Annotated in this window: 20 protein-coding genes; 18 read left to right on the forward strand and 2 right to left on the reverse strand. The window is 64.1% G+C overall.

What is annotated here, in order from left to right; genetic code table 11:
- Position 1: 1 nt before the first annotated feature.
- From ACLFKU_RS08640 to ACLFKU_RS08715, 16 genes are all read left to right on the forward strand, one after another.
- Positions 2 to 160: an entericidin A/B family lipoprotein gene (locus ACLFKU_RS08640; protein ID WP_013092936.1), complete on the forward strand. Its 159-nt coding sequence runs from the start codon at positions 2 to 4 to the stop codon at positions 158 to 160.
- A gap of 85 nt (positions 161 to 245) precedes the next feature.
- Positions 246 to 899 carry a 3-isopropylmalate dehydratase small subunit gene (leuD, locus tag ACLFKU_RS08645; RefSeq protein ID WP_410848772.1) on the forward strand — a complete coding sequence of 218 codons (654 nt, stop codon included), beginning with the start codon at positions 246 to 248 and terminating at the stop codon, positions 897 to 899.
- A gap of 87 nt (positions 900 to 986) precedes the next feature.
- On the forward strand, positions 987 to 2,054 hold the full coding sequence (gene leuB / locus ACLFKU_RS08650) for a 3-isopropylmalate dehydrogenase (protein ID WP_410848773.1): 1,068 nt from the start codon (positions 987 to 989) through the stop codon (positions 2,052 to 2,054).
- 327 nt (positions 2,055 to 2,381) lie between these two features.
- Positions 2,382 to 3,503, forward strand: coding sequence for an aspartate-semialdehyde dehydrogenase (gene asd, locus ACLFKU_RS08655; RefSeq protein WP_368584170.1), 1,122 nt, complete (start codon positions 2,382 to 2,384; stop codon positions 3,501 to 3,503).
- Between the two features lie 138 nt (positions 3,504 to 3,641).
- Positions 3,642 to 6,143, forward strand: coding sequence for a FimV/HubP family polar landmark protein (locus ACLFKU_RS08660; protein ID WP_410848774.1), 2,502 nt, complete (start codon positions 3,642 to 3,644; stop codon positions 6,141 to 6,143).
- The gene (truA, locus tag ACLFKU_RS08665) at positions 6,140 to 6,952 is read left to right on the forward strand and encodes a tRNA pseudouridine(38-40) synthase TruA (RefSeq protein WP_410848775.1); all 813 of its coding nucleotides are present in this window, start codon (positions 6,140 to 6,142) and stop codon (positions 6,950 to 6,952) included. The genes ACLFKU_RS08660 and truA overlap by 4 nt, the downstream gene beginning before the upstream one ends.
- Entirely contained in the window at positions 6,949 to 7,659 is a 711-nt protein-coding gene (locus ACLFKU_RS08670; protein ID WP_410848848.1) for a phosphoribosylanthranilate isomerase, read from the forward strand. Before truA ends, ACLFKU_RS08670 begins: the two co-directional genes overlap by 4 nt.
- A 60-nt stretch (positions 7,660 to 7,719) precedes the next feature.
- Positions 7,720 to 8,913, forward strand: coding sequence for a tryptophan synthase subunit beta (gene trpB / locus ACLFKU_RS08675; RefSeq protein ID WP_410848776.1), 1,194 nt, complete (start codon positions 7,720 to 7,722; stop codon positions 8,911 to 8,913).
- Between the two features lie 9 nt (positions 8,914 to 8,922).
- The gene (locus tag ACLFKU_RS08680) at positions 8,923 to 9,837 is read left to right on the forward strand and encodes a DNA-methyltransferase (RefSeq protein ID WP_410848777.1); all 915 of its coding nucleotides are present in this window, start codon (positions 8,923 to 8,925) and stop codon (positions 9,835 to 9,837) included.
- 80 nt (positions 9,838 to 9,917) lie between these two features.
- Positions 9,918 to 10,730 (forward strand): tryptophan synthase subunit alpha, encoded by an 813-nt coding sequence (gene trpA, locus ACLFKU_RS08685; RefSeq protein ID WP_410848778.1) that lies wholly within the window; start codon positions 9,918 to 9,920, stop codon positions 10,728 to 10,730.
- A gap of 78 nt (positions 10,731 to 10,808) precedes the next feature.
- Positions 10,809 to 11,681, forward strand: a complete 873-nt coding sequence (gene accD, locus ACLFKU_RS08690; RefSeq protein ID WP_176378872.1) for an acetyl-CoA carboxylase, carboxyltransferase subunit beta — start codon at positions 10,809 to 10,811, stop codon at positions 11,679 to 11,681.
- 223 nt (positions 11,682 to 11,904) lie between these two features.
- Positions 11,905 to 13,215 (forward strand): bifunctional tetrahydrofolate synthase/dihydrofolate synthase, encoded by a 1,311-nt coding sequence (gene folC, locus ACLFKU_RS08695; RefSeq protein ID WP_368584165.1) that lies wholly within the window; start codon positions 11,905 to 11,907, stop codon positions 13,213 to 13,215.
- Positions 13,216 to 13,244: 29 nt separating this feature from the next.
- Positions 13,245 to 14,171: an SPOR domain-containing protein gene (locus ACLFKU_RS08700; RefSeq protein WP_410848779.1), complete on the forward strand. Its 927-nt coding sequence runs from the start codon at positions 13,245 to 13,247 to the stop codon at positions 14,169 to 14,171.
- A 7-nt stretch (positions 14,172 to 14,178) separates the two neighbouring features.
- Positions 14,179 to 14,730, forward strand: a complete 552-nt coding sequence (locus ACLFKU_RS08705; protein ID WP_368584163.1) for a CvpA family protein — start codon at positions 14,179 to 14,181, stop codon at positions 14,728 to 14,730.
- 89 nt (positions 14,731 to 14,819) lie between these two features.
- A complete protein-coding gene (gene purF / locus ACLFKU_RS08710) occupies positions 14,820 to 16,370 on the forward strand; it encodes an amidophosphoribosyltransferase (protein WP_368584162.1) in 1,551 nt (516 codons plus the stop codon).
- 121 nt (positions 16,371 to 16,491) lie between these two features.
- Positions 16,492 to 17,688, forward strand: coding sequence for an O-succinylhomoserine sulfhydrylase (locus ACLFKU_RS08715; RefSeq protein WP_410848780.1), 1,197 nt, complete (start codon positions 16,492 to 16,494; stop codon positions 17,686 to 17,688).
- Positions 17,689 to 17,705: 17 nt separating this feature from the next.
- Here the strand turns inward: ACLFKU_RS08715 and ACLFKU_RS08720 are convergent, their stop codons facing one another.
- Positions 17,706 to 18,512 (reverse strand): helix-turn-helix domain-containing protein, encoded by an 807-nt coding sequence (locus ACLFKU_RS08720; protein WP_410848849.1) that lies wholly within the window; start codon positions 18,510 to 18,512, stop codon positions 17,706 to 17,708.
- Position 18,513: 1 nt separating this feature from the next.
- Positions 18,514 to 18,855, reverse strand: a complete 342-nt coding sequence (locus tag ACLFKU_RS08725; protein WP_368584159.1) for an FKBP-type peptidyl-prolyl cis-trans isomerase — start codon at positions 18,853 to 18,855, stop codon at positions 18,514 to 18,516.
- A 196-nt stretch (positions 18,856 to 19,051) separates the two neighbouring features.
- Between ACLFKU_RS08725 and ACLFKU_RS08730 the strand changes: the two genes are divergently transcribed.
- Both ACLFKU_RS08730 and ACLFKU_RS08735 read left to right on the forward strand, forming a co-directional pair.
- Positions 19,052 to 19,873, forward strand: a complete 822-nt coding sequence (locus ACLFKU_RS08730; protein ID WP_410848781.1) for a sensor histidine kinase — start codon at positions 19,052 to 19,054, stop codon at positions 19,871 to 19,873.
- Positions 19,874 to 19,964: 91 nt separating this feature from the next.
- Entirely contained in the window at positions 19,965 to 21,308 is a 1,344-nt protein-coding gene (locus ACLFKU_RS08735) for a hemolysin family protein (RefSeq protein WP_410848782.1), read from the forward strand.
- The last annotated feature ends 27 nt before the right edge of the window (positions 21,309 to 21,335 follow it).

Raw genomic sequence — 21,335 nt, forward strand, 5'->3', positions numbered from 1 at the left:
CATGATGAAGAACATGAATCGCATCACTCTATTGCGCCGCTTCGCACTCGGCACGCTCGCCGGGCTTCTGCTCGGCCTGGCCGGATGCAACACGGTGCACGGATTCGGCCAGGACATGTCGCACCTCGGCAATTCGATCAGCAATCACGCTGAGAAATAAGCGGTTTTTGATTTTTGCCGGCGATGCGGCGCGGCGGGTTCCAACCGTTGGTCGCATCGCCCGTTCCTGAACAGGCGCAAGCGTCATGGATAAATTCATCGTACACACCGGCGTCGTGGCGCCGCTCGATCGCGAGAACGTCGACACGGACGCGATCATTCCGAAGCAGTTCCTGAAGTCGATCAAGCGCACGGGCTTCGGTCCGAACGCGTTCGACGAATGGCGCTACCTCGACCACGGCGAACCGGGTCAGGACAACTCGAAGCGTCCGCTGAACCCGGACTTCGTGCTGAACCAGCCGCGTTACCAGGGCGCCTCGGTGCTGCTCACGCGCAAGAATTTCGGCTGCGGAAGCTCGCGCGAACACGCGCCCTGGGCGTTGCAGCAGTACGGCTTTCGCGCGCTGATCGCGCCGAGCTTCGCTGACATCTTCTACAACAATTGTTTCAAGAACGGCGTGCTGCCGATCGTGCTGACCGAACAGCAGGTTGATCATCTGTTCAACGAGACGTATGCGTTCAACGGCTTCGAGCTGACGATCGACCTCGAAGCGCAAGTCGTGCGTACGGCCGACGGCGGCACCGAATATCCGTTCGAAGTCGCGGCGTTCCGCAAGTACTGCCTGCTGAACGGTTTCGACGACATCGGCCTCACGCTGCGTCACGCGGACAAGATCCGCCAGTTCGAAGCGGAGCGTCTCGCGAAGCAACCGTGGCTGAACAATCGCCTCGTCCGTTAAGCGAACCCGTGAGAGCGTAGGCGCGGCTAGTCCGCGCCCGCGTCGGTTTGCGCGAGAAACACCTGAAAAAATCATCAAGGAATTCGCATGAAGATCGCAGTATTGCCGGGCGACGGCATCGGTCCCGAAATCGTCGAGGAGGCAGTCAAGGTCCTGAACGTGCTCGGCGAGACGTTCGAACTCGAAGAAGCGCCGGTCGGCGGCGCGGGCTACGAAGCGAAGGGCCATCCGCTGCCCGATTCGACGCTCGCACTGGCGAAGGAAGCCGACGCGATCCTGTTCGGCGCGGTCGGCGACTGGAAATACGACAAGCTCGAACGCGCGCTGCGCCCCGAGCAGGCGATCCTCGGTCTGCGCAAGCACCTGGAACTGTTCGCGAACTTCCGTCCGGCGATCTGCTACCCGCAACTGACGGGTGCTTCGTCGCTGAAGGAAGAGATCGTTTCTGGTCTCGACATCCTGATCGTGCGCGAACTGAACGGCGACATCTACTTCGGCGCGCCGCGCGGCGTGCGTACGTCGCCGGACGGCCTGTTCGCCGGCGCGAAGGAAGGCTTCGACACGATGCGCTATTCGGAACCGGAAGTGCGCCGCATCGCGCACGTCGCGTTCCAGGCGGCGCAAAAGCGCGGCAAGAAGCTGACCTCGGTCGACAAAGCCAACGTGCTCGAAACGTCGCAGTTCTGGAAGGACGTGATGATCGACGTGTCGAAGGAATACGCGGACGTCGAGCTGTCGCACATGTACGTCGACAATGCCGCGATGCAGCTCGTGAAGGCGCCGAAGTCGTTCGACGTGATCGTGACCGGCAACATGTTCGGCGACATCCTGTCCGACGAGGCGGCGATGCTGACCGGCTCGATCGGCATGCTGCCGTCGGCGTCCCTCGACAAGAACAACAAGGGCTTGTACGAGCCGTCGCACGGTTCCGCACCGGACATCGCCGGCAAGGGCATTGCGAATCCGCTCGCTACGATCCTGTCCGCCGCGATGATGTTGCGCTATTCGCTGAACAAGGCCGAGCAGGCCGATCGCATCGAAACCGCGGTGAAGAAAGTGCTCGAACAAGGCTATCGCACTGGCGACATTCTCACGCCGGGTTGCAAGCAGGTCGGCACCGCCGCGATGGGCGATGCCGTCGTGGCCGCGCTGTAAAACGCGCGCAATAGTCAGGTCACCAATACTGACCATTAAAGCGCGAATCGGCCTTAAAACAGGCCGATTCGCGCGTCATTCGGCGAAGAACGCCGCCAGTTTTCTGTTTTCGTGTATATTGTTGCGATGGCTCAGATCTCCCAAATCTCCTCGATTTCAAAATTGCACGGCGCAACGGCCCGTGCAATCGAGTTCGCCATTACCATCAAAACCATTACCCCGAAAACGATCACGAAGCGCTGATCGTCCGTCGTGCCCGCCCATCTTCCCCGCGCGGTCACTGCGGGCAAAGATGCGGGGAAGTTTCCATTCGAAGGGTATGAAGTCATGAACGTAGGTCTCGTAGGTTGGCGCGGCATGGTCGGCAGCGTCCTGATGCAACGCATGCAGCAGGAAGGCGATTTCGACTTGATCGAACCGGTGTTTTTCAGCACCAGCAACGCGGGCGGCAACGCGCCGTCGTTCGCCAAAAACGAGACCAAGCTCAAAGATGCGACAAGCATCGAAGACCTGAAGAAGTGCGACGCGATCATCTCCTGCCAGGGTGGTGATTACACGAACGAAGTGTTCCCGAAGCTGCGCGCGGCGGGCTGGAACGGCTACTGGATCGACGCGGCTTCGTCGCTGCGCATGAAGGACGATGCGGTCATCATTCTCGATCCGGTCAATCTCGACGTGATCAAGAACGCGCTCGTCAAAGGTCAGAAGAACTTCATCGGCGGCAACTGCACGGTCAGCCTGATGCTGATGGCGCTGGGCGGCTTGTTCCGCGAAAACCTCGTCGACTGGATGACGGCCATGACTTACCAGGCCGCCTCGGGCGCGGGCGCGCAGAACATGCGCGAACTGCTGTCGCAAATGGGCACGCTGAACGGCGCGGTGAAGAACGAACTGGCTGACCCGGCTTCGGCGATTCTCGACATCGACCGCCGCGTGCTCGAAGCGATGAACAGCGACAGCATGCCGACCGACCATTTCGGCGTGCCGCTCGCGGGCTCGCTGATTCCGTGGATCGACAAGGATCTCGGTAACGGCATGTCGAAGGAAGAGTGGAAGGGCGGCGCGGAAACCAACAAGATTCTCGGCAAGCCGGCCATGGGCACGCCGGGCTCGATTCCGGTCGACGGTCTGTGCGTGCGGATCGGCGCAATGCGTTGCCACTCGCAAGCGCTGACGATCAAGCTGAACAAGGACGTGCCGCTCGACGAAGTGAACGGCATCCTCGCGTCGGCCAACGACTGGGTCAAGGTCGTGCCGAACGAGCGCGAAGCGTCGATGCGCGATCTGTCCCCGGCGGTCGTCACCGGTACGCTGACGGTGCCGGTCGGCCGCGTGCGCAAGCTCGCGATGGGTGGCGAATATCTGTCGGCCTTCACCGTCGGCGATCAGCTGCTGTGGGGCGCGGCTGAACCGTTGCGTCGTATGCTTCGCATTGTGCTCGACAAGTAAAGTAAACTACGCGCTCACGACGCGTAGACAACTCAAGAAGCGTCGCGCTTGCGCGGCGCTTTTTTCATTCTGTGCTCCGATCATCTTGTTTCTTTCCACTCGCAAAAAAGGCTGCGCGCTGACGCGCCAGGAGTCCCGATGAACTTTCGACGCTCCGCTCTTCGGGCCATGTTTATTCGTCACGAGAAGGTGCGATTCAGCGGCCGTCCGACGGCGATCGCCGCTGCTGCCGCTTTCGCCATTGCGTTGCTCGGCGGTGCCGGGGGCAATGCGCTTGCCGCGCCGGCTCGTGCCACGAGCGCGCCGGATACCGCTTCCGCTGGCAGTTCCACTACCGCTGTCGTTGCCGTCGCCGCGGGCGCGCAGTACACGGTACATGCGGGGCAGTCGCTCAACGATGTCGCGATCGCTATTACGCAGTCGCATGACCGCGCGGTTCTCGCGCGCGCGACGCGCGCATTGTTCGACACGAATCCGGCTGCGTTCATGAATCACGATCCGAGCCGCATGCGTGTGGGCGCGGTGTTGATCGTGCCGGCGCTCGATGCGTCGGGGGCATTGGCGGCTTCGTCGACGGGGGCTGCGGGGGGGGCGTCGGAGTCGACGGCGGCTGCGCCCGCTTCCGCGTCGACGGCGGCGCCGGCCGAGGCTGCGGCCAGCATGGCGAGTGCGGCCCGCGCCGCAGTTCAAGCGACGACGCCAGCCGCATCCGAGGTCTCTGGCGCGGCCAGCGCGGCGGTATCGACTGGCGCGGCGGCGGGCGGCTTGGCTTCGTCCGCGCCAGTGGCCGGTTCGGCGCCTGCGGCGGCGAGTGGCACGCAGGAATGGACCGGATCGATTCAACCGGCGGCGAGCGCGCCTGCTGGACAAGCGCCGTCGGCGGCAACCGCGGCGGCACCCGCGGCGGCACCTGCGGCCGCAGCCGCGCAGGCGGCTTCGCAGCCCCGTCAGAAAGTGTCGAGTCTGCAGCAACTGCTGGCGCTGAAAAACCGTGTGCTAATGGAATTGCAGAAGCACGGTATCGGCGGGGCGCCCGTCGCTTCGAGCCCGAAGCCGACGAGCGCTGCGCAGCCGGCAGCGGCAGGTTCGGCGGCGACAGTACCCGTGGCGCCGCAGCACGCGAATGCGGCGACGTCGCCGTCGAATGAGGGCGGCCTGTCTCAGCGCAATTTGAGCATCGCGGCGGCGGTGGGCGCGGCATTGGTCGTTCTGCTCGCTGCTCTGCGCATGGGGCGCCGCAAGCGCGAAAAGGAGGCTGCGGCGCGGGCTGCCGAGGCGACTGATGCCGCGGTGGCGGGATCGGCGCGTGACGGCGATTCGCGCGATGGCAGCGCGGTGGCAGGGCAGACAGCGGTCGCGGAAGCATCGGACGCGCAAGATCAGGAGCTTGCACGGCAAGCTGCTGCGGCGGCAGCGGCGGAGCATGCAGCTGCGGAGCGTGAGGCAGCCGAGCGGGCAGCGGAAGAAAGCGCGGCGGCAGAAGGTGCAGCAGCCGAGCAAGCCGCCGCCGAAAGAGCCGCAGCCGAACAGGTCGAACGGGAGCGAGCAGCAGCAGAGCGAGCAGCAGCCGAGGAACATGCCGAGGCGGAACGCGTGGCAGCGGAACGCGCAGCAGCCGAACAGGCAGCAGCCGAACAAGCAGCAGCCGAACAAGCAGCAGCACGCGTCGCCGCCGAACATGCAGAAGCGGAACGCACAGCGGCAGAACGCATCGCATCCGAGCGCGCCGCAGAGGAACAGGCGGCACAGCAAGCAGGCACGCTATCCAGCGGAAGCGAGCCGTCAACCGAACCACCATCGGACGCACCCGCCCCCGACGAGACGCTGCGCTCCGCGGGCACAGCCGCCAATCTGGCCGCCGCGGCAGAACTCGGCGCCGACGCGTTGCCGCTAGGACCGCTCGAACCGACCATCGGCGCGACGCAGGACGAGAACGCGCATCACGTGCAATGGGACGAGGAATCCACAGAAAGCCCGACCGCACCGCACACCGCGACGGCCGAACCGCAGTCCCCTTTGAACGTTCCGCCCCCAGTGATCGATTTCACGCAACACCAGACTGAACCGCGCGCCACCACGTCGCTCGGTCAGCCGTTCAGCGACATCCCCGTGCCGGTGCAACCCGCGGCGTCCGCGCCGACCGACTTCCCGCGCGACGCCGTCGACGCATTCGGCAGCCTGAACATGCCGCTGCCGCCCCGCATCGAAGTGCCCACCGTCGGCGAAGCAGCGCCTTCCACGTCGCTGTCGACGCAACCGGTTGCATCGCCCGACACGACCGCGCAGCAGGCCTTCGGCGTCCACGGCGCTGACGACGACACGCCGCACGTCGCCGACCAGATCGCCGCCGGCACGGCGGGTCACGGCGCCGTTGCGGGTCTCGGCGCGGCTGGCTTCGGCGCGCTGAAGCTCGACTTCGACCTCGAACTGCCGCCGAGTCCGGCCCAGCCGTTGCCGGCCTTCACGCCGGCCGATCTCGCCCGCATCGCGCGCAACAAGCTGGAGTTGGCCTCCGAGTACATCGAGCTCGGCGATTTGGGGGGCGCCCGCGCGCTGATCAACGAAGTGATCGAAGCGAACGATCCGGCCACGCGCACCGAAGCTCGCGCGTTGCTTTCGACACTCGCACCGCTGTCGTGAAGCGCATCGCATTAGGCGTGCAGTACGACGGCGCGGCGTTCGCTGGATGGCAATCGCAGCCGCATGGCAACACGGTTCAGGACGAGCTCGAACGGGCGCTGCGCGAATTCACGCGCACGCCCGTGCACACGGTGGTCGCCGGCCGCACCGACCGCGGCGTGCATGGCTTGGGCCAGGTCGTACATTTCGACACCGAACTCGATCGCGTCGACATCTCCTGGGTGCGCGGCCCGAACGCGTTTCTGCCGAAGACCATCGGCGTGCAATGGGCCAAGCCGATGCCCGACGATTTTCACGCGCGATTTTCGGCATTCGAGCGGACCTATTACTACGTGCTGTACGTCAGTCCGGTTCGCTCGCCAATGCTCACGACGCGCGCCGGCTGGGTGCACACGCCACTCGACGTCGACGCGATGCGCTCGGCCGCCGAGCACCTGATCGGCGAGCACGACTTTTCGGCGTTTCGTTCGTCGCAATGTCAGTCGAAGACGCCGTTCAAGCATCTGTACCAGATCGACGTCAAACGACAAGGTAACTTCGTGCATCTCCGCTTTCGCGCGAACGCGTTCCTGCATCACATGGTGCGCAACGTCATGGGCTGTCTGATCGAAATCGGCAGCGGCCGCCGCCCGGCCGCGTGGATGGCCGACGTGCTCGCGAGCCGAAGCCGCGACTGCGCGGCGCCGACCTTCATGCCCGACGGCCTGTATCTCGCGCAAGTGGGCTATCCTGAGCAATTCGGCGTGCCCGACCCGGCGACGGGCAGCGTGCCGTGGAGCAGCGTATGGACCGAGCAACCCGAAACATGAAAGCAGCCGAGACCCACGCCAACCAGGCCGACGCCACCGCCTTGCAAAGCGTGCCGCATCGCACGCGCATCAAGCTGTGCGGACTGTCCAAGCCCGCCGACATCGCACACGCGATCGACCTCGGTGCCGACGCGATCGGCCTCGTGTTCTATCCGCCGAGCGCGCGCTCGGTGAGCGTCGCCCAAGCGGTCGAACTCGTGCACGATGTGCCGCCGTTCGTGTCGGTCGTCGGCCTGTTCGTCAACGCAACGCCGGACTGGGTCCAAGAGGTCGCGAGCAATGTGAACCTGACAATGTTGCAGTTCCACGGTGACGAGACGCCGGATCAGTGCGAGACGCTCGCCGGCGTTGCGGGTTTGCCTTGGTTGCGTGCGCTGCGGGTCGCGGCGGATACTCGATCGGCCGATTTGGTAAAATCGGCGTTCAACTATTCAGCAGCCAGTGGTCTTCTGTTCGACACTCATGTCGAAGGCTACGGCGGCGGCGGGAAGGTTTTCGATTGGTCACTTATTCCAGCAGAGCTCGCGCATCGGGCCGTTTTGAGTGGTGGGTTGAACACGCAAAACGTCAGTGATGCGATCCATCGCGTGCGCCCGTACGCGGTCGATGTCTCGAGCGGCATCGAAGTGCCGGGCGCCCGGGGCGTGAAAGATCACGCCCGGATGGCGGCGTTCGTGCGCGCGGTGCGCGCCGCGGACGCTGAATGATTCAGGCTCGCGGGCGCTTTCCGATGAAAGCCGCGAGCCATTCTGAGAAGAGTGATCACCATGTACAACTTGCCTGACGAAAGAGGCCACTTCGGCCAGTTTGGCGGCGTGTTCGTAGCCGAAACGCTGTTTTCTGCACTCGACGAGCTGCGCGAAGCGTACCAGAAATATCAGAAAGACCCGGAATTCGTCGCCGGATACGAGCGCGAACTGAAGTACTTCGTGGGTCGCCCGTCGCCGATTTATCACGCACAGCGCTGGAGCGAATTGCTCGGCGGCGCGCAGGTTTATCTGAAGCGTGAAGACCTGAATCACACCGGCGCACACAAAATCAACAACGTAATCGGCCAGGCGCTGCTCGCCAAGCGCATGGGCAAACCGCGCGTCATCGCGGAAACCGGTGCCGGTCAGCACGGCGTGGCCACGGCGACGATCTGCGCGCGCTTCGGTATGGAGTGCGTGGTCTACATGGGCGCCGAGGACGTACGCCGTCAGGCCGCCAACGTGTACCGCATGAAGTTGCTCGGCGCGACCGTCGTGCCGGTCGAATCGGGTTCGCGCACGCTGAAGGACGCGCTGAATGAAGCGATGCGCGACTGGGTCACCAACGTCGAAAACACGTTCTACATCATCGGCACGGTCGCGGGTCCGCATCCGTATCCGATGATGGTGCGCGATTTCCAGCGTGTGATCGGCGACGAATGCCGCGTGCAAATGCCCGAACTCGCCGGTCGCCAGCCGGATGCGGTCATTGCGTGTGTCGGCGGCGGTTCGAATGCAATGGGTATCTTTTACCCATATATCGACGACAAATCAGTGCAGTTGATCGGAGTCGAAGCGGCCGGCGACGGCATCGAAACGGGTCGCCACGCGGCTTCGCTGATCGGCGGCAGCCCCGGGGTGTTGCACGGCAACCGTACCTATCTGCTGCAGGATGAAGACGGCCAGATCATCGAGACGCATTCGGTATCGGCAGGCCTCGACTATCCGGGCGTCGGTCCCGAGCACGCGTGGCTAAAAGAGAGCAACCGCGCGCAATATGTTGGCATCACCGACGAAGAAGCACTGAAGGCGTTCCACGACTGCTGCCGCATCGAGGGTATTATTCCCGCGCTGGAGTCGAGCCACGCGCTCGCGTATGCCACGAAGCTCGCGCCGACCTTGTCGAAAGACAAGATTCTGCTGGTCAACCTGTCGGGCCGCGGCGACAAGGACATGCACACGGTCGCCGAGCGATCGGGTATCCAGTTCTGAGCCGCGACGATGCGTGACGAGTTCGACGAGCCGCAGCCGGCGATTGAAACCACGAATCCGGCCGCCGAAGTACCGGCGGCCGCGGCATCTGCACCGCTGCTTGCGCAAGTGCCGGCTGGCATTCAGCTGTTGAACCGCGATTTTCTGACCGATGTAGCGAACATTCCCGACGGGTCGATCGACCTGATCGTCTGCGATCCGCCTTATGGGCTTGGGAAGGACTATGGCAACGACTCGGACATGCGCACTGGCGAGGAATTTCTCGTCTGGACGCGTGGCTGGCTCGAGCTGGCTGTCCCGAAGCTCAAGTCGTCGGGTTCGCTCTACATTTTCTGCACCTGGCAATACGCACCGGAAATCTTCAGTTTCCTGAAAACGAAACTCGTGATGGTCAACGAAATCATCTGGGACCGGCGTGTGCCGAGTATGGGCGGCACCACGCGCCGCTTTACGTCGGTGCACGACAACATCGGTTTTTTCGCGGTGTCGAAGGACTATTTCTTCGATCTCGATCCCGTCCGCATCCCGTACGATGCAGTCACGAAGAAGGCGCGTTCGCGAAAGTTGTTCGAAGGAAGCAAGTGGTTGGAGCTTGGCTATAATCCGAAGGATGTCTGGTCGGTCTCGCGTCTGCATCGGCAGCATGCGGAGCGCGTCGCGCATCCGACCCAGAAACCTCTGGAAATCGTCGAGCGAATGGTGTTGTCCAGTTGTCCGAAGGGCGGCCGAGTGCTCGACCCGTTCATGGGCAGCGGCACCACCGCAGTCGCTTGCGTCCGTCATCAGCGCGAATTCGTCGGCTATGAGATCAACGAGAGCTATTGCGCGATAGCGCGCGAGCGCGTCAGCGCCGCTGCTACGCCTGCAGCGGCGCGTCGGACTCGAGCGAAGCCGAAAGTGCAGTCGTCGACCGAACTGCAGTGAAAAGCGCGCAATACGCCGCTAGTTTCGCCTAAAGGCGCGCGGCGATGAGCGCGCAGTAGCCCTAATTCGAGAATACTTCCATGTCCCGTATCAAGAACACGTTTGCCGCGCTGTCCGCCCAAGGGAAGAAAGGCTTGATCCCGTTCATGACCGCTGGCGATCCGGACCCGGCTCGCACGGTCGAATTCATGCACGCGCTCGCCGCCGGCGGTGCCGATGTGATCGAACTCGGCGTGCCGTTTTCCGACCCGATGGCCGACGGCCCGGTGATCCAGCAGTCGTCCGAACGCGCGCTCGCGAAGGGTGTGTCCCTGCGCCACGTGCTGGCCGACGTCAAACGCTTCCGCGAAAGTGACGACAAAACCCCTGTTGTGCTGATGGGCTACGCGAACCCGATCGAGCGGATGGGCGCCGCGGCCTTCGCGAAAGCCGCGAAAGAAGCCGGTGTCGATGGCGTGCTGGTGGTCGATTATCCGCCTGAAGAATGCGCTAACTTCGCCGAACAGATGCAATCCGCCGGTATCGATCCGATCTTTTTGCTCGCACCGACTTCAACCGACGAACGTATCGCCGAAGTCGGCCGAATCGCCAGCGGGTACGTCTACTATGTGTCGCTGAAAGGGGTCACCGGCGCCGCAAATCTGGACGTTTCCAGCATCGCGAGTAAAATCCCGGCCATCAAGTCGCGCGTCCCCCTGCCAGTGGGCGTCGGTTTCGGCATTCGCGACGCGCAAACGGCGCGTGCGGTGGGCGAGGTGGCCGATGCCGTCGTAATCGGCAGCCGTATCGTTCAATTGCTCGAACAGGCAGCGCCTGACGCAGCTGCCGAGACGCTCAAGCGTTTCGTTGCCGAAGTGCGCGAGGCGCTCGATAGCGTCGCGACTGCCCGATAACAGTTATTTTTGTCGCGGTAACGTGAGCGGCGGGCTCGTCCCGCCGTTTGCGCGACTGCTGACCCAGAAGGATTCCCTATGAGCTGGCTCGATAAGCTGCTGCCGCCAAAAATCAAACAAACCGACCCGAAGAACCGCAAGGGAATTCCGGAAGGCCTGTGGATCAAGTGCCCGTCGTGCGAAGCCGTGCTGTATCGCAACGACGTCGAGGCCAATCTGCATGTTTGCCCGAAGTGCGACCATCACATGCGCATCGGCGCGCGTGAGCGGCTCGACAGCCTGCTCGATCCGGAAGGCCGCTACGAAATCGGCCAGGAAATCGTTCCGGTCGACGCGCTGAAGTTCAAAGACAGCCGCAAGTACCCCGAGCGCATCAAAGAGGCGATGGACGAAACGGACGAGACCGATGCAATGGTCGTGATGGGCGGCGCGATTCACACGCTGCCGGTCGTCGTGGCGAACTTCGAGTTCTCGTTCATGGGCGGCTCGATGGGCTCGGTGGTCGGCGAGCGTTTCGCGCGCGGCGCGCAGAACGCGCTCGAACAGAAAGTGCCGTTCATCTGCGTCACCGCTTCGGGCGGTGCGCGGATGCAGGAAAGCCTGCTGTCGCTGATGCAAATGGCGAAGACCACCGCGATGCTCACGAAGCTGGCCGAAGCCAAGCTGCCGTTCATCTCGGTGCTGACCGACCCGACGATGGGCGGCGTGTCCGCGAGTTTTGCGTTCCTCGGCGACGTCGTGATCGCCGAGCCCAAGGCGCTGATCGGCTTTGCCGGCCCGCGCGTAATCGAACAGACGGTGCGCGAGAAACTGCCGGAAGGGTTCCAACGCGCCGAGTTCCTGCTGCAAAAGGGCGCGATCGACATGATCGTCGATCGTCGCAAGCTGCGCGAAGAGATCGCGCAACTGCTGGCGCTGTTGAGCCATCAGCCGGCGGACGCGGTCGCGTAAGAACCGGGTACCGAAGCAAAAATAGCGCGCCGTGCGAGCAATCAAGCGGCGCGCTGTCATTTCCGGGATAATTACGGTCGCCTGCGATGCCGTGGCGCGGTTTATGCGCACAAACCCGATCTCCACCGATGACCGGCGACCCGCGATCCGGACGGCAACCGCCTGACCGCACCTTCGCAGCACTGCAGAACCGAACTACCGCGACTCACTCAAGATTCACCCGATGACGACATTCCCTACCCTCGACGCGTGGCTCACGCACCTTGAATCCGCGCATCCGGTCGGCATCGACATGGGTTTGAGCCGCATCTCCCAGGTACGCGATGCGATGCAGCTGTCGTTCGCGTGCCCGATCATTACGGTCGGCGGCACGAACGGCAAAGGGTCGACCTGCGCGATTCTCGAAGCGATTCTGCTGCGCGCGGGCTATACGGTCGGTTGCCACACGTCGCCGCATCTGCTTTCGTTCAACGAGCGCGCGCGCATCAACGGCGCAATGGCGAGCGACGCAGATCTGCTGCCGCACTTCGAAGCGGTCGAAGCCGCGCGCCAGAGCCTGGCTAAACCGGTCTCGCTGACCTACTTCGAATTCACGACGCTGGCGATCATGAGCCTGTTCGCGTCGCGCGGCCTCGACGCGGTGATTTTCGAGGTCGGCCTCGGCGGCCGTCTCGACGCGGTCAATATCCTCGATACCGACTGCGCGATCATCACGAGCATCGACATCGATCACACCGACTATCTCGGTGATACACGCGAGAAAATCGCCTTCGAAAAGGCCGGTATCTTCCGTCCCGGCAAGCCGGCGATCTGCGCGGACCCGGTGCCGCCGCAATCGCTGATCGATCACGCGGAAAAGATCGGCGCGCAATTGTGGCTGTTCGGCCGCGACTTCCGTTACGAAGGCCAGGCCGGCAGTGAGCGCCAGCAGTGGAGCTACGTCGGTCCGACGCTGCGCCGCTCGGCGCTCGCCTATCCGTCGCTGCGCGGTGCGAATCAGCTTATCAACACGTCGGCGGCGCTGGCCGGGCTCGAAGCGTTGCGCGACCGTCTGCCGGTGTCGGCGCAGGACATTCGGCTCGGCATCGCCAACGTCGATCTGCCGGGCCGCTTCCAGGTGCTGCCGGGCAAGCCGTCCATTGTGCTCGACGTCGGCCACAACCCGCATGCCGCCGCGGTGCTCGGGCAGAATCTCGGCAACATGGGCTTTTTCCCGTACACGTACGCGGTGTTCGGTGCGATGCGCGACAAGGACATCGCCGGCGTGCTCAGTCATCTGAAAGGGGAGATCGATCACTGGTGCGTGACCGATCTGCCGACCCCGCGCGCCGCCTCCGCGCTAGAACTGGAAACCGCATTGCGCGAGCTGGGCGTGGAAGACAGCGCCGACAGCAGCGTCACGCGTTACGCGACGCCGGCAGAGGCTTTCCAGGACGCGCTAAAACGTGCGTCAGAGAATGATAGAATCGTGGTTTTCGGCAGTTTCTATACGGTAGCGGGTGTGATGGCCTACCGGAAATCGCAGCAACACTGAGCGGGCGCCAGGCTCGAACCAAGCGATTCATGGGAATTTTCTCGTTCGGCAAGAAAGACGACGCGCCCAGCAGGCGCGGCGCAAACACCAGTTCCAATCGGGCCGCCCGGGGTGAGCGCGTCGAGCGGCGTACCCGCCGCACCGAGCGCACCGTCGATGCAGACGCAATGCTGCTCGACCCCACGCTGCCGGAAAAGCAGCGCGCGCGCCGCCGGCTCGTCGGCGCAATCGCACTGGTCGTCGCGGCGGTAATCATTCTGCCGATGGTGCTGGATTCGCACCCGAAGCCCGTCACCGACGACATCTCGATCGACATTCCTAGCCGGCCCGCGCCGAGGCTCTCCAGGTCCACCGCCAACGAAGACGTGCAAGCCGGCGTCGCGCCGGACAATCCGCCGGCCGCCGACAGCGGCATCGCCGCGTCCAGCCTTGCGCCGGCAGCGACCGCGGCATCCGCCGCGACTACGGCGGCGGCCCCGGCCTCTGCCGCGAAACCAGCGCAACCGACTCAATCGACTCAATCGACTCAATCGACCGCAGCGAAACAGGGCACGACCTCGTCCGTCGCAACCGGCAGCGTTACCGCCGCGACGCCGAAGCCCGCCAAACAGACGAAAGCACCTGCCGCCGCACCGTCGGCATCGACCGACGACGACGCGAACCCAGCCACCGCCAGCGCCGACGCGAATTCCGGCACGCCGGCTTCGCCGCCGGGCAACCGTTTCGCGGTGCAGCTCGGCGCGTTCCCGAACGAAGCGAATGCGCGCAATTGGGCCGCGAAGTTGAAAGCGGCGGGCGTGCCCACATATACCGAGCATAGGAAGCAAGCCGACGGTTCGACGCTGACCTTGCTGCGTGCGGGCCCGTTCGCCGATCGCGCCGCGGCCACCGCCGCTGTCGCGAAGGTCCGCGAGGCGGGCCTCGTGTCGGGCTCGAACGGCAGCGGCGCACAGTAAGCGAGCGATGTTCACTGCCTTCGACTACGCTGTAATGGCGGTGATCGGTTTGTCGGCGCTGCGAGGCGCCTGGCGCGGTTTGCTGTCGGAAGTGTTTGGTTTGATCGGCTGGGTCGCGGCGTTTTTCGTCGCCTGCGAGTTCGTCGGCTATGTGGTCCCGTATATCCCGTCCACCTGGCCGGGCGGCGCGTTGACGCAGTGGCTGCTGGCTTTTTCGCTCGTGGTGATCGGCGTAGTGCTGGTCACGAGCGTGGTGAGCGCGCTGCTCAGCCGCCTCGTGCAGGTCACGGGACTGGGCGGTGCGGACCGCTCGCTCGGTTTGATGTTCGGCCTCGTCCGCGGGGTCGTTCTGGTGCTGATTCTGGTCGCCCTCGCAGGCTTGACCGAACTGCCCAAAGAGGAATTCTGGCGCAATGCGCTGCTTCGTCCGTATGCGGTTGCGGGCGTCCGCGCAATGAAACCGCTGCTCCCCGAGGCGCTCGCCGCTTACGTCCATGTGGACGATCTGGGCGCCCCGAGCAACGCGCAACAGGACTCCGGCGCATACCGGCTGCCTTGACGGCGTAGCGCGTCCCGTCGCATCGAAGCGCGGGCGCGAGCATAGGCACCGGTCGCCATCACGAATTTTGTACCTTTGAAGGACATGCCATGTGCGGCATCGTAGGCGTAGTTTCCCACTCCCCGGTCAACCAGCTGATCTATGACAGCCTGCTGCTGCTGCAGCATCGCGGTCAGGACGCCGCCGGCATCGCGACGGCGAACGGCAGCAATTTCCACATGCACAAGGCCAACGGCATGGTGCGCGACGTGTTCCGCACGCGCAACATGCGTAGCCTGCCGGGCACGACCGGCATCGGCCAGGTCCGTTACCCGACCGCCGGTTCGGCGTCGAGCGAAGAAGAGGCGCAGCCGTTCTACGTGAACGCGCCGTTCGGCATCATCCTCGCGCACAACGGCAACCTGACCAACTGGCAGCAGCTGAAAGATGAGATGTTCCGCATCGATCGCCGCCACGTGAACACCAATTCCGATACCGAAGTGCTGCTCAACGTGTTCGCGCACGAGCTGCAACTGTCGAGTTCGGGTCTGCAACTCGATCCGGCCGCGCTGTTCAAGGCGGTAGCGGGCGTGCATCGGCGGGTGCGCGGTTCGTATGCGATCGTCGCGCTGATCGCCGGTTACGGTCTGCTCGGCGTCCGCGATCCGTTCGGTATCCGTCCGCTGTGCCTCGGCAAGCTGGAGACGCCTGAAGGCGTCGAGTGGATGCTGGCGTCGGAATCGGTGGCGATCGAAGGCATTGGTTTCGAATTCGTGCGCGACGTGCAGCCGGGCGAAGCGGTTTTCATCGATGCAGAAGGCCAGCTGCATTCGCAACAGTGCGCGACGGCTCCGAGCCTGAACCCCTGCATCTTCGAACTCGTGTATCTGGCGCGTCCGGATTCGGTGCTCGACGGCGTGCCGGTCTACAACGTGCGCCTGCGCATGGGTGACTACCTCGCCGAGAAGATCAAGCGCGAACTGCCCGACGTTGCGATCGACGTCGTGATGCCGATTCCCGACTCGTCGCGCCCGGCCGCGATGCAAGTCGCGAAGAAGCTCGGCGTCGAGTATCGCGAGGGCTTCTTCAAGAACCGCTATGTAGGCCGTACCTTCATCATGCCGGGCCAGGCGGTGCGCAAGAAGTCGGTGCGCCAGAAGCTGAACGCGATGAACATCGAGTTCAAGGGCAAGAACGTGCTGATCGTCGACGACTCGATCGTGCGCGGTACGACGTCGCATGAAATCGTGCAGATGGCGCGCGATGCGGGCGCGAACAAGGTGATTTTCGCGTCGGCGGCGCCGCCGGTGAAATTCCCGAACGTCTACGGCATCGATATGCCGACGCGCGGCGAACTGGTCGCGCACGGCCGCTCGGACGAGGAAGTCGCGCGCATGATCGGCGCGGATCACCTCGTGTATCAGGACGTCGACGCGCTGAAGCAGGCGGTGCGCGATATCAATCCGGCGCTGAGGGCGTTCGAGGCTTCGTGCTTCGACGGCAACTACGTGACCGGCGACATCACGACCGAGTACCTCGACCGCATCGAAAGCGCGCGTCTCGCGCCGTCGTCGCAATCGGATCGCGATGCCGCGAGCGAAGCGATCGACGGTGGTGGCCCGGCGCGTTCGCAGCTGCATCTGCAACTGTCGGTGGGTTGAGCGTACACACCGCGCCCCTCCCCACACGAAGCCCGCTTATGCCGACGCAAAAGCGGGCTTTTTTGTTGCTGCCTCATTTAGCCACCAAAGCCGCGACGGACTCCTGGAGACCAGACCCAACATGGACGACTCCCTGAACCTCGACTTCGACACGCTGGCCGTCCGCTCGGGCACCGCGCGAAGCAACTTCAACGAGCACTCGGAAGCGATCTTCCTGACCTCGAGCTTCGTATTCGCGAGCGCCGCGGAAGCCGCTGAGCGTTTCAAGAACTCCGAAGACTATTTCACGTACTCGCGCTTCTCGAATCCGACCGTCTCGATGTTCCAGGACCGGCTGGCCGCGCTCGAGGGCGGCGAGGCCTGTATCGCGACCGCGTCGGGCATGGCCGCGATCATGTCGGTCGTGATGTCGATGTTGCAAGCGGGTGATCACCTCGTCAGCTCGCGGGCGCTGTTCGGCTCGACACTAGGCATGTTCTCGCAGATCTTCAGCAAGTTCGGCATCACGACTACGTTCGTCGATCCGACCGATTTGAACGCGTGGAACGAAGCGGTGCGTCCCGAAACGAAGATATTTTTCCTCGAGACGCCTTCCAACCCGCTGACCGAGGTTTCGGATATCGAAGCGATCGGCAGGATCGCGAAGGCCGCGAATGCGTTGTTCGTCGTCGATAACTGCTTCTGCAGCCCGGCGTTGCAGCAGCCGCTGAAACTGGGCGCGGATGTCGTCATGCATTCGGCGACCAAGTTCCTCGATGGCCAGGGCCGCGTGCTCGGCGGCGCGCTGGTCGGTTCGAAGCAATTCATCATGGAAAAGGTGTTTCCGTTCGTGCGCAGCGCCGGGCCGACGCTGTCCGCGTTCAACGCGTGGGTGCTGTTGAAAGGCATGGAAACGCTGTCGCTGCGCGTCGAAAAGCAGTCAGCGAACGCGCTCGAAATCGCGCGCTGGCTCGAGTCGCATCCGGCCATCAATCGCGTGTTCTATCCGGGGCTCGAATCGCATCCACAGCATGCGCTCGCGATGCGTCAGCAGAAGTCGGGCGGCGCGATCGTGTCGTTCGAATTGAAGGGCGACACGCCCGAGCAGATGCGCGCGAACGCATGGCGCGTGATCGACGGCACGAAGGTCTGTTCGATCACCGGCAACCTGGGCGACACGCGCACGACGATCACGCATCCGGCGACGACCACGCACGGCCGCATCACGCCCGAAGCGCGCGCGGCGGCGGGCATCAGCGAAGGTCTGATCCGGCTTGCGGTGGGGCTTGAAAACGCGGGCGATATCCGTGCGGATCTGCAGCGTGGATTAGAACGCTGACAGTACCTTCGCCGCCCTCAGTGCCGCAACGCGCGCCACTGTCCGGGCGCGAGCCCAAAACGCCGCGTAAATGCGTGCGTGTAAGCGCTCTGATCGGCAAAGCCGATGTCAAGCGCAATATCGGTCAACGAAAGACGCGGGTCCGCGAGCAGCGTGATCGACGTGTCGAGCCGCAGCCGCTGCAAATAGCGATGCGGCGTCTCGCCGAACGCATCGATAAACAGTTGATGAAAACGCCGCATGCCGAAGCCGCAGTGCGCGGCGAGGTCCGCGATCTTCAGCGGCTCGGACAGATGCGCGCGCAGCCAGCGGTCGATGCGCGCGAAATCGAGCCGAACGCCTTCGCTCTGCGCACCGGCGAGTGCCCCGGAATCGACGACGAGCGCGGCGCCCAGACGTGCCGCGGCATCCCAATGGAAGCGACGGTGACCGACGGCATTATCTTGCGCTTCAGCCGCGCCGCCCGCCGCATGCGCGGCAATCGTGTGCACGAGCTGTGCGAGCGATGGATCGACGGCCACGGCTCGCGCGCGCTCGAACAGCCGCTCGGGCACCGCCAGCGACGTCGCGGGCAAATCGAGTACGAGCTGACGGTTCGTGCCGACGCCCGAGTAATCGTGCCGCGCGCCGGCCGGGATCAGCCATGCGGAGCCGGCGTCGATCTGCTCCGCGACGCCGTCCACCGACATCACCATCGCGCCGTCGAGCCCCAGCACGACTTGGTGGAAGTCGTGCACGTCCGACGCTTCGATCGCAGCGTAGCAGCGCAGCGAAACGTTAGGGGCGGTGACGGCGGCGTGACTCATGACAGTACTTAGATGCAGCTCAGACTGCGAGCAGTTCGACTTCGAACACGAGCGTCGCGTTCGGCGGAATCACGCCGCCCGCGCCGCGCACGCCGTAGCCGAGTTGCGGCGGAATGGTCAGCTTGCGCTTGCCGCCGACCTTCATGCCTTGCACGCCTTCGTCCCAGCCCTTGATGACCATGCCGCCGCCCAGCACGAACGCGAACGGGTCATTGCGGTCCTTGCTCGAATCGAACTTCTGGCCGTCGGTCAGCCAGCCCGTGTAGTGCACGGTCACGCTCTTGCCGGCGACGGCTTCGGCGCCGGTGCCTTCCACGAGGTCTTCGTACTTCAGGCCGGATTCGGTCGTCATAGTCGACATGCGTTGCTCCTCAGATCAAAAACGTAAAACCGACATTGTAGGCGCGTTGACGCCGATCGCCGAATCTTGTCCGGTTTCGCGCATGGCATGCGGATTGCGTCGCGTCTCGCGGTTCGGCCTCCACTGGTCGGTCCGAACGGGATGCCTATAATGAGGCTTCCCCCCATCATCCAGCACTGCCTGAGAGGACTCGATCGTGACTACGTCACCCACCGGGACTGCTGGCGCCCAGCCGGCGTCGGCCGGCTTCGTCATCTCCGAACGCAGCGCGCTGCTGCGCGCGGAAACCGCGTTGTTCATGCGCGATCATGTGCTGTCGCTGGTGTCGCACGACCTGCGCGGTCCGTTGAATGCGATTCATAGCTGGGCTTACGTGCTCGAGCGCAAGCTCGACGCGAACGATCCCAACTCGCAGCGCGCGATCACCGGCATTCGCAGCGGCGTCGATCAGCAGGTGAAGCTGCTCGAGACGATCGTCGATACGACGCGCGCCGAAACCAAATCGCTCGCGCTCACGTATGAGCCTTTTCCGCTGCATCCGCTGCTTGCCGAAACCGTCGAGGAAGTCCGCGCCGGCCTCGCCCGCGCGCGCGGCGTCGACGTGCGGCTCGACTCGCAGATCGCCACCGAGCAACTGAACGGCGACCGCGTTCGTCTTGCCGCCGCGCTGTGGCTGATGCTGACGTTCGCCGTCGAAGCGAGCGCGCGGGGCGCCGAGGTCGCACTGGCCGCGCGCGCGGACAACGGCACATGGCATGCGAGCGTCACGTACGAGCCGAACGAGGCCGCGTTGAACGACGCCGCGCTGCCGCACGTGCTCGAAGCGTTCGCGCGCAAGCAGGCGGGCGAGCCGCGCGAGGCGAAGCGCATCGCGTGGGTGTTCGCGTTGTGCAAGCGCGTCGCGGAGGCGCACGGCGGCAGCTTCGAGCAAAGCGATTCGACGGAAGCGGGCAGCGTCACCGCGACGCCCGCTACGCTCGTGCTGCGCGTGCCGTTCAGCGCGGCGGTGCCGAAATGAGCGTCGCACGCGAATGCGTTTGCGCACAATAAATATTTCATTGAGCTTTCAGCCCCTATACTGACAACTTTTGTTGCCGGAGCCCGTCGCTTTGATACAGGTTGTCGCCCTCATCGGTGCAATGTTTCTGGTTGCACTCAACGGCTTTTTCGTCGCAGCCGAATTCGGTCTGGTCAAACTGCGGCAGACCCGCGTGCAAAGCCTCGCCGCCCAGCATGGCATGCGCGGCCGTCTGCTCGCGAAGGTGCACGGACAGCTCGACGCATATCTGTCGGCCTGTCAGCTCGGCATCACGCTCGCGTCGCTCGGGCTCGGCTGGATCGGCGAACCGGCTTTCGCGCAACTGCTGATGCCGCTTTTCTCGTTGATCGGCGTCGAGTCCGAGAAGCTGATCCACGGCATTTCGCTGTTCTTCGCGTTTTCGTGCATTTCGTTCCTGCATATCGTGGTCGGCGAGCTCGCGCCGAAATCTCTGGCGATCCGCGCGGCGGAGAAAATTTCCCTATGGGCCGCCACACCGCTGTACGCGTTCTACTGGGCGATGTACCCGGCCATCTGGCTGCTCAACACGAGCGCGAACGCGGTGCTGAAGGCCGCGGGCCTCGATACCGACCACGGCCACGACTCGCATTACTCGACCGAAGAACTCAAGCTGATCCTGCGCGGCCGCCGCGCGAACGTCGCGAGCGAACTCGGTTCGTCGAGCGGCGCGTACAGCCAGGACGAATGGAACACGATCGCGCACTCGCTCGACTTCTCGCGTATGACCGTATCGGACCTGATGCGGCCGTCGCATGAAATGGTTTGTCTGCGGCGCGATCTGCCGCTGCGCGACAACATGCAGGTGGTCGCGCGGCACCGCTTCAGCCGCTATCCGCTGTTCGAGGATGCCGCGGGCGAGCGCGTGGCCGGCATGATCCATCTGAAGGATCTGCTGCTCGCGCGCCAGGCGGGCAGCACGCTCGAAGACCTGTCGCGCTACGTGCGCCCCGTGCAGTACGTGAAGCCGGACATGCCGGCGCTGGAACTGTTCCGGCGCTTTCGCAAAGGTGCGCCGCACTTCGCGCTGGTCGGCCACAAGAACGAGAAGCCGATCGGCTTCCTGACGCTCGACAACCTGCTCGGCGCGCTGGTCGGACAGATCCACGACGAGTTCCGTCAGGGCGACGCCGACTGGACCCGCATGGACGACGGCACGCTGATGGGCAAGGGCAGCTTGCCGGTGGTGTCGCTCGAACGGGCGCTGGGTATCGACATCGATGAGGGCAAGGCCGAGTCCGTGGGCGGCCTCGTGATCCAGGCGCTCAACGATTTGCCCGGCGAAGGGCAGCGCGTCGAGTTCGAAGACTTCGACGTGGTGGTCAAGAAGATGAAGGGACCGCGCATCGTGCTGGTGCGCGTGTATCCGAAGGTGTTCGACGACGAGGGCGGTTGAGGCCCGAGCCGACCCGCAGCCTCAACC

It is taken from the genome of Paraburkholderia sp. EG304 (assembly GCF_046543485.1).
Taxonomy (GTDB): domain Bacteria; phylum Pseudomonadota; class Gammaproteobacteria; order Burkholderiales; family Burkholderiaceae; genus Paraburkholderia; species Paraburkholderia youngii.

Excerpts from the sequence above, each read along its gene's own strand:
- ACLFKU_RS08640 (WP_013092936.1), top strand. The coding sequence starts at position 2 with ATGATGAAGAACATGAATCGCATCACTCTATTGCGCCGCTTCGCACTC.
- leuD (WP_410848772.1), top strand. The coding sequence starts at position 246 with ATGGATAAATTCATCGTACACACCGGCGTCGTGGCGCCGCTCGATCGC.
- leuB (WP_410848773.1), top strand. The coding sequence starts at position 987 with ATGAAGATCGCAGTATTGCCGGGCGACGGCATCGGTCCCGAAATCGTC.
- asd (WP_368584170.1), top strand. The coding sequence starts at position 2,382 with ATGAACGTAGGTCTCGTAGGTTGGCGCGGCATGGTCGGCAGCGTCCTG.
- ACLFKU_RS08660 (WP_410848774.1), top strand. The coding sequence starts at position 3,642 with ATGAACTTTCGACGCTCCGCTCTTCGGGCCATGTTTATTCGTCACGAG.
- ACLFKU_RS08670 (WP_410848848.1), top strand. The coding sequence starts at position 6,949 with ATGAAAGCAGCCGAGACCCACGCCAACCAGGCCGACGCCACCGCCTTG.
- trpB (WP_410848776.1), top strand. The coding sequence starts at position 7,720 with ATGTACAACTTGCCTGACGAAAGAGGCCACTTCGGCCAGTTTGGCGGC.
- ACLFKU_RS08680 (WP_410848777.1), top strand. The coding sequence starts at position 8,923 with ATGCGTGACGAGTTCGACGAGCCGCAGCCGGCGATTGAAACCACGAAT.
- trpA (WP_410848778.1), top strand. The coding sequence starts at position 9,918 with ATGTCCCGTATCAAGAACACGTTTGCCGCGCTGTCCGCCCAAGGGAAG.
- accD (WP_176378872.1), top strand. The coding sequence starts at position 10,809 with ATGAGCTGGCTCGATAAGCTGCTGCCGCCAAAAATCAAACAAACCGAC.
- folC (WP_368584165.1), top strand. The coding sequence starts at position 11,905 with ATGACGACATTCCCTACCCTCGACGCGTGGCTCACGCACCTTGAATCC.
- ACLFKU_RS08700 (WP_410848779.1), top strand. The coding sequence starts at position 13,245 with ATGGGAATTTTCTCGTTCGGCAAGAAAGACGACGCGCCCAGCAGGCGC.
- ACLFKU_RS08705 (WP_368584163.1), top strand. The coding sequence starts at position 14,179 with ATGTTCACTGCCTTCGACTACGCTGTAATGGCGGTGATCGGTTTGTCG.
- purF (WP_368584162.1), top strand. The coding sequence starts at position 14,820 with ATGTGCGGCATCGTAGGCGTAGTTTCCCACTCCCCGGTCAACCAGCTG.
- ACLFKU_RS08715 (WP_410848780.1), top strand. The coding sequence starts at position 16,492 with ATGGACGACTCCCTGAACCTCGACTTCGACACGCTGGCCGTCCGCTCG.
- ACLFKU_RS08725 (WP_368584159.1), bottom strand. The coding sequence starts at position 18,855 with ATGTCGACTATGACGACCGAATCCGGCCTGAAGTACGAAGACCTCGTG.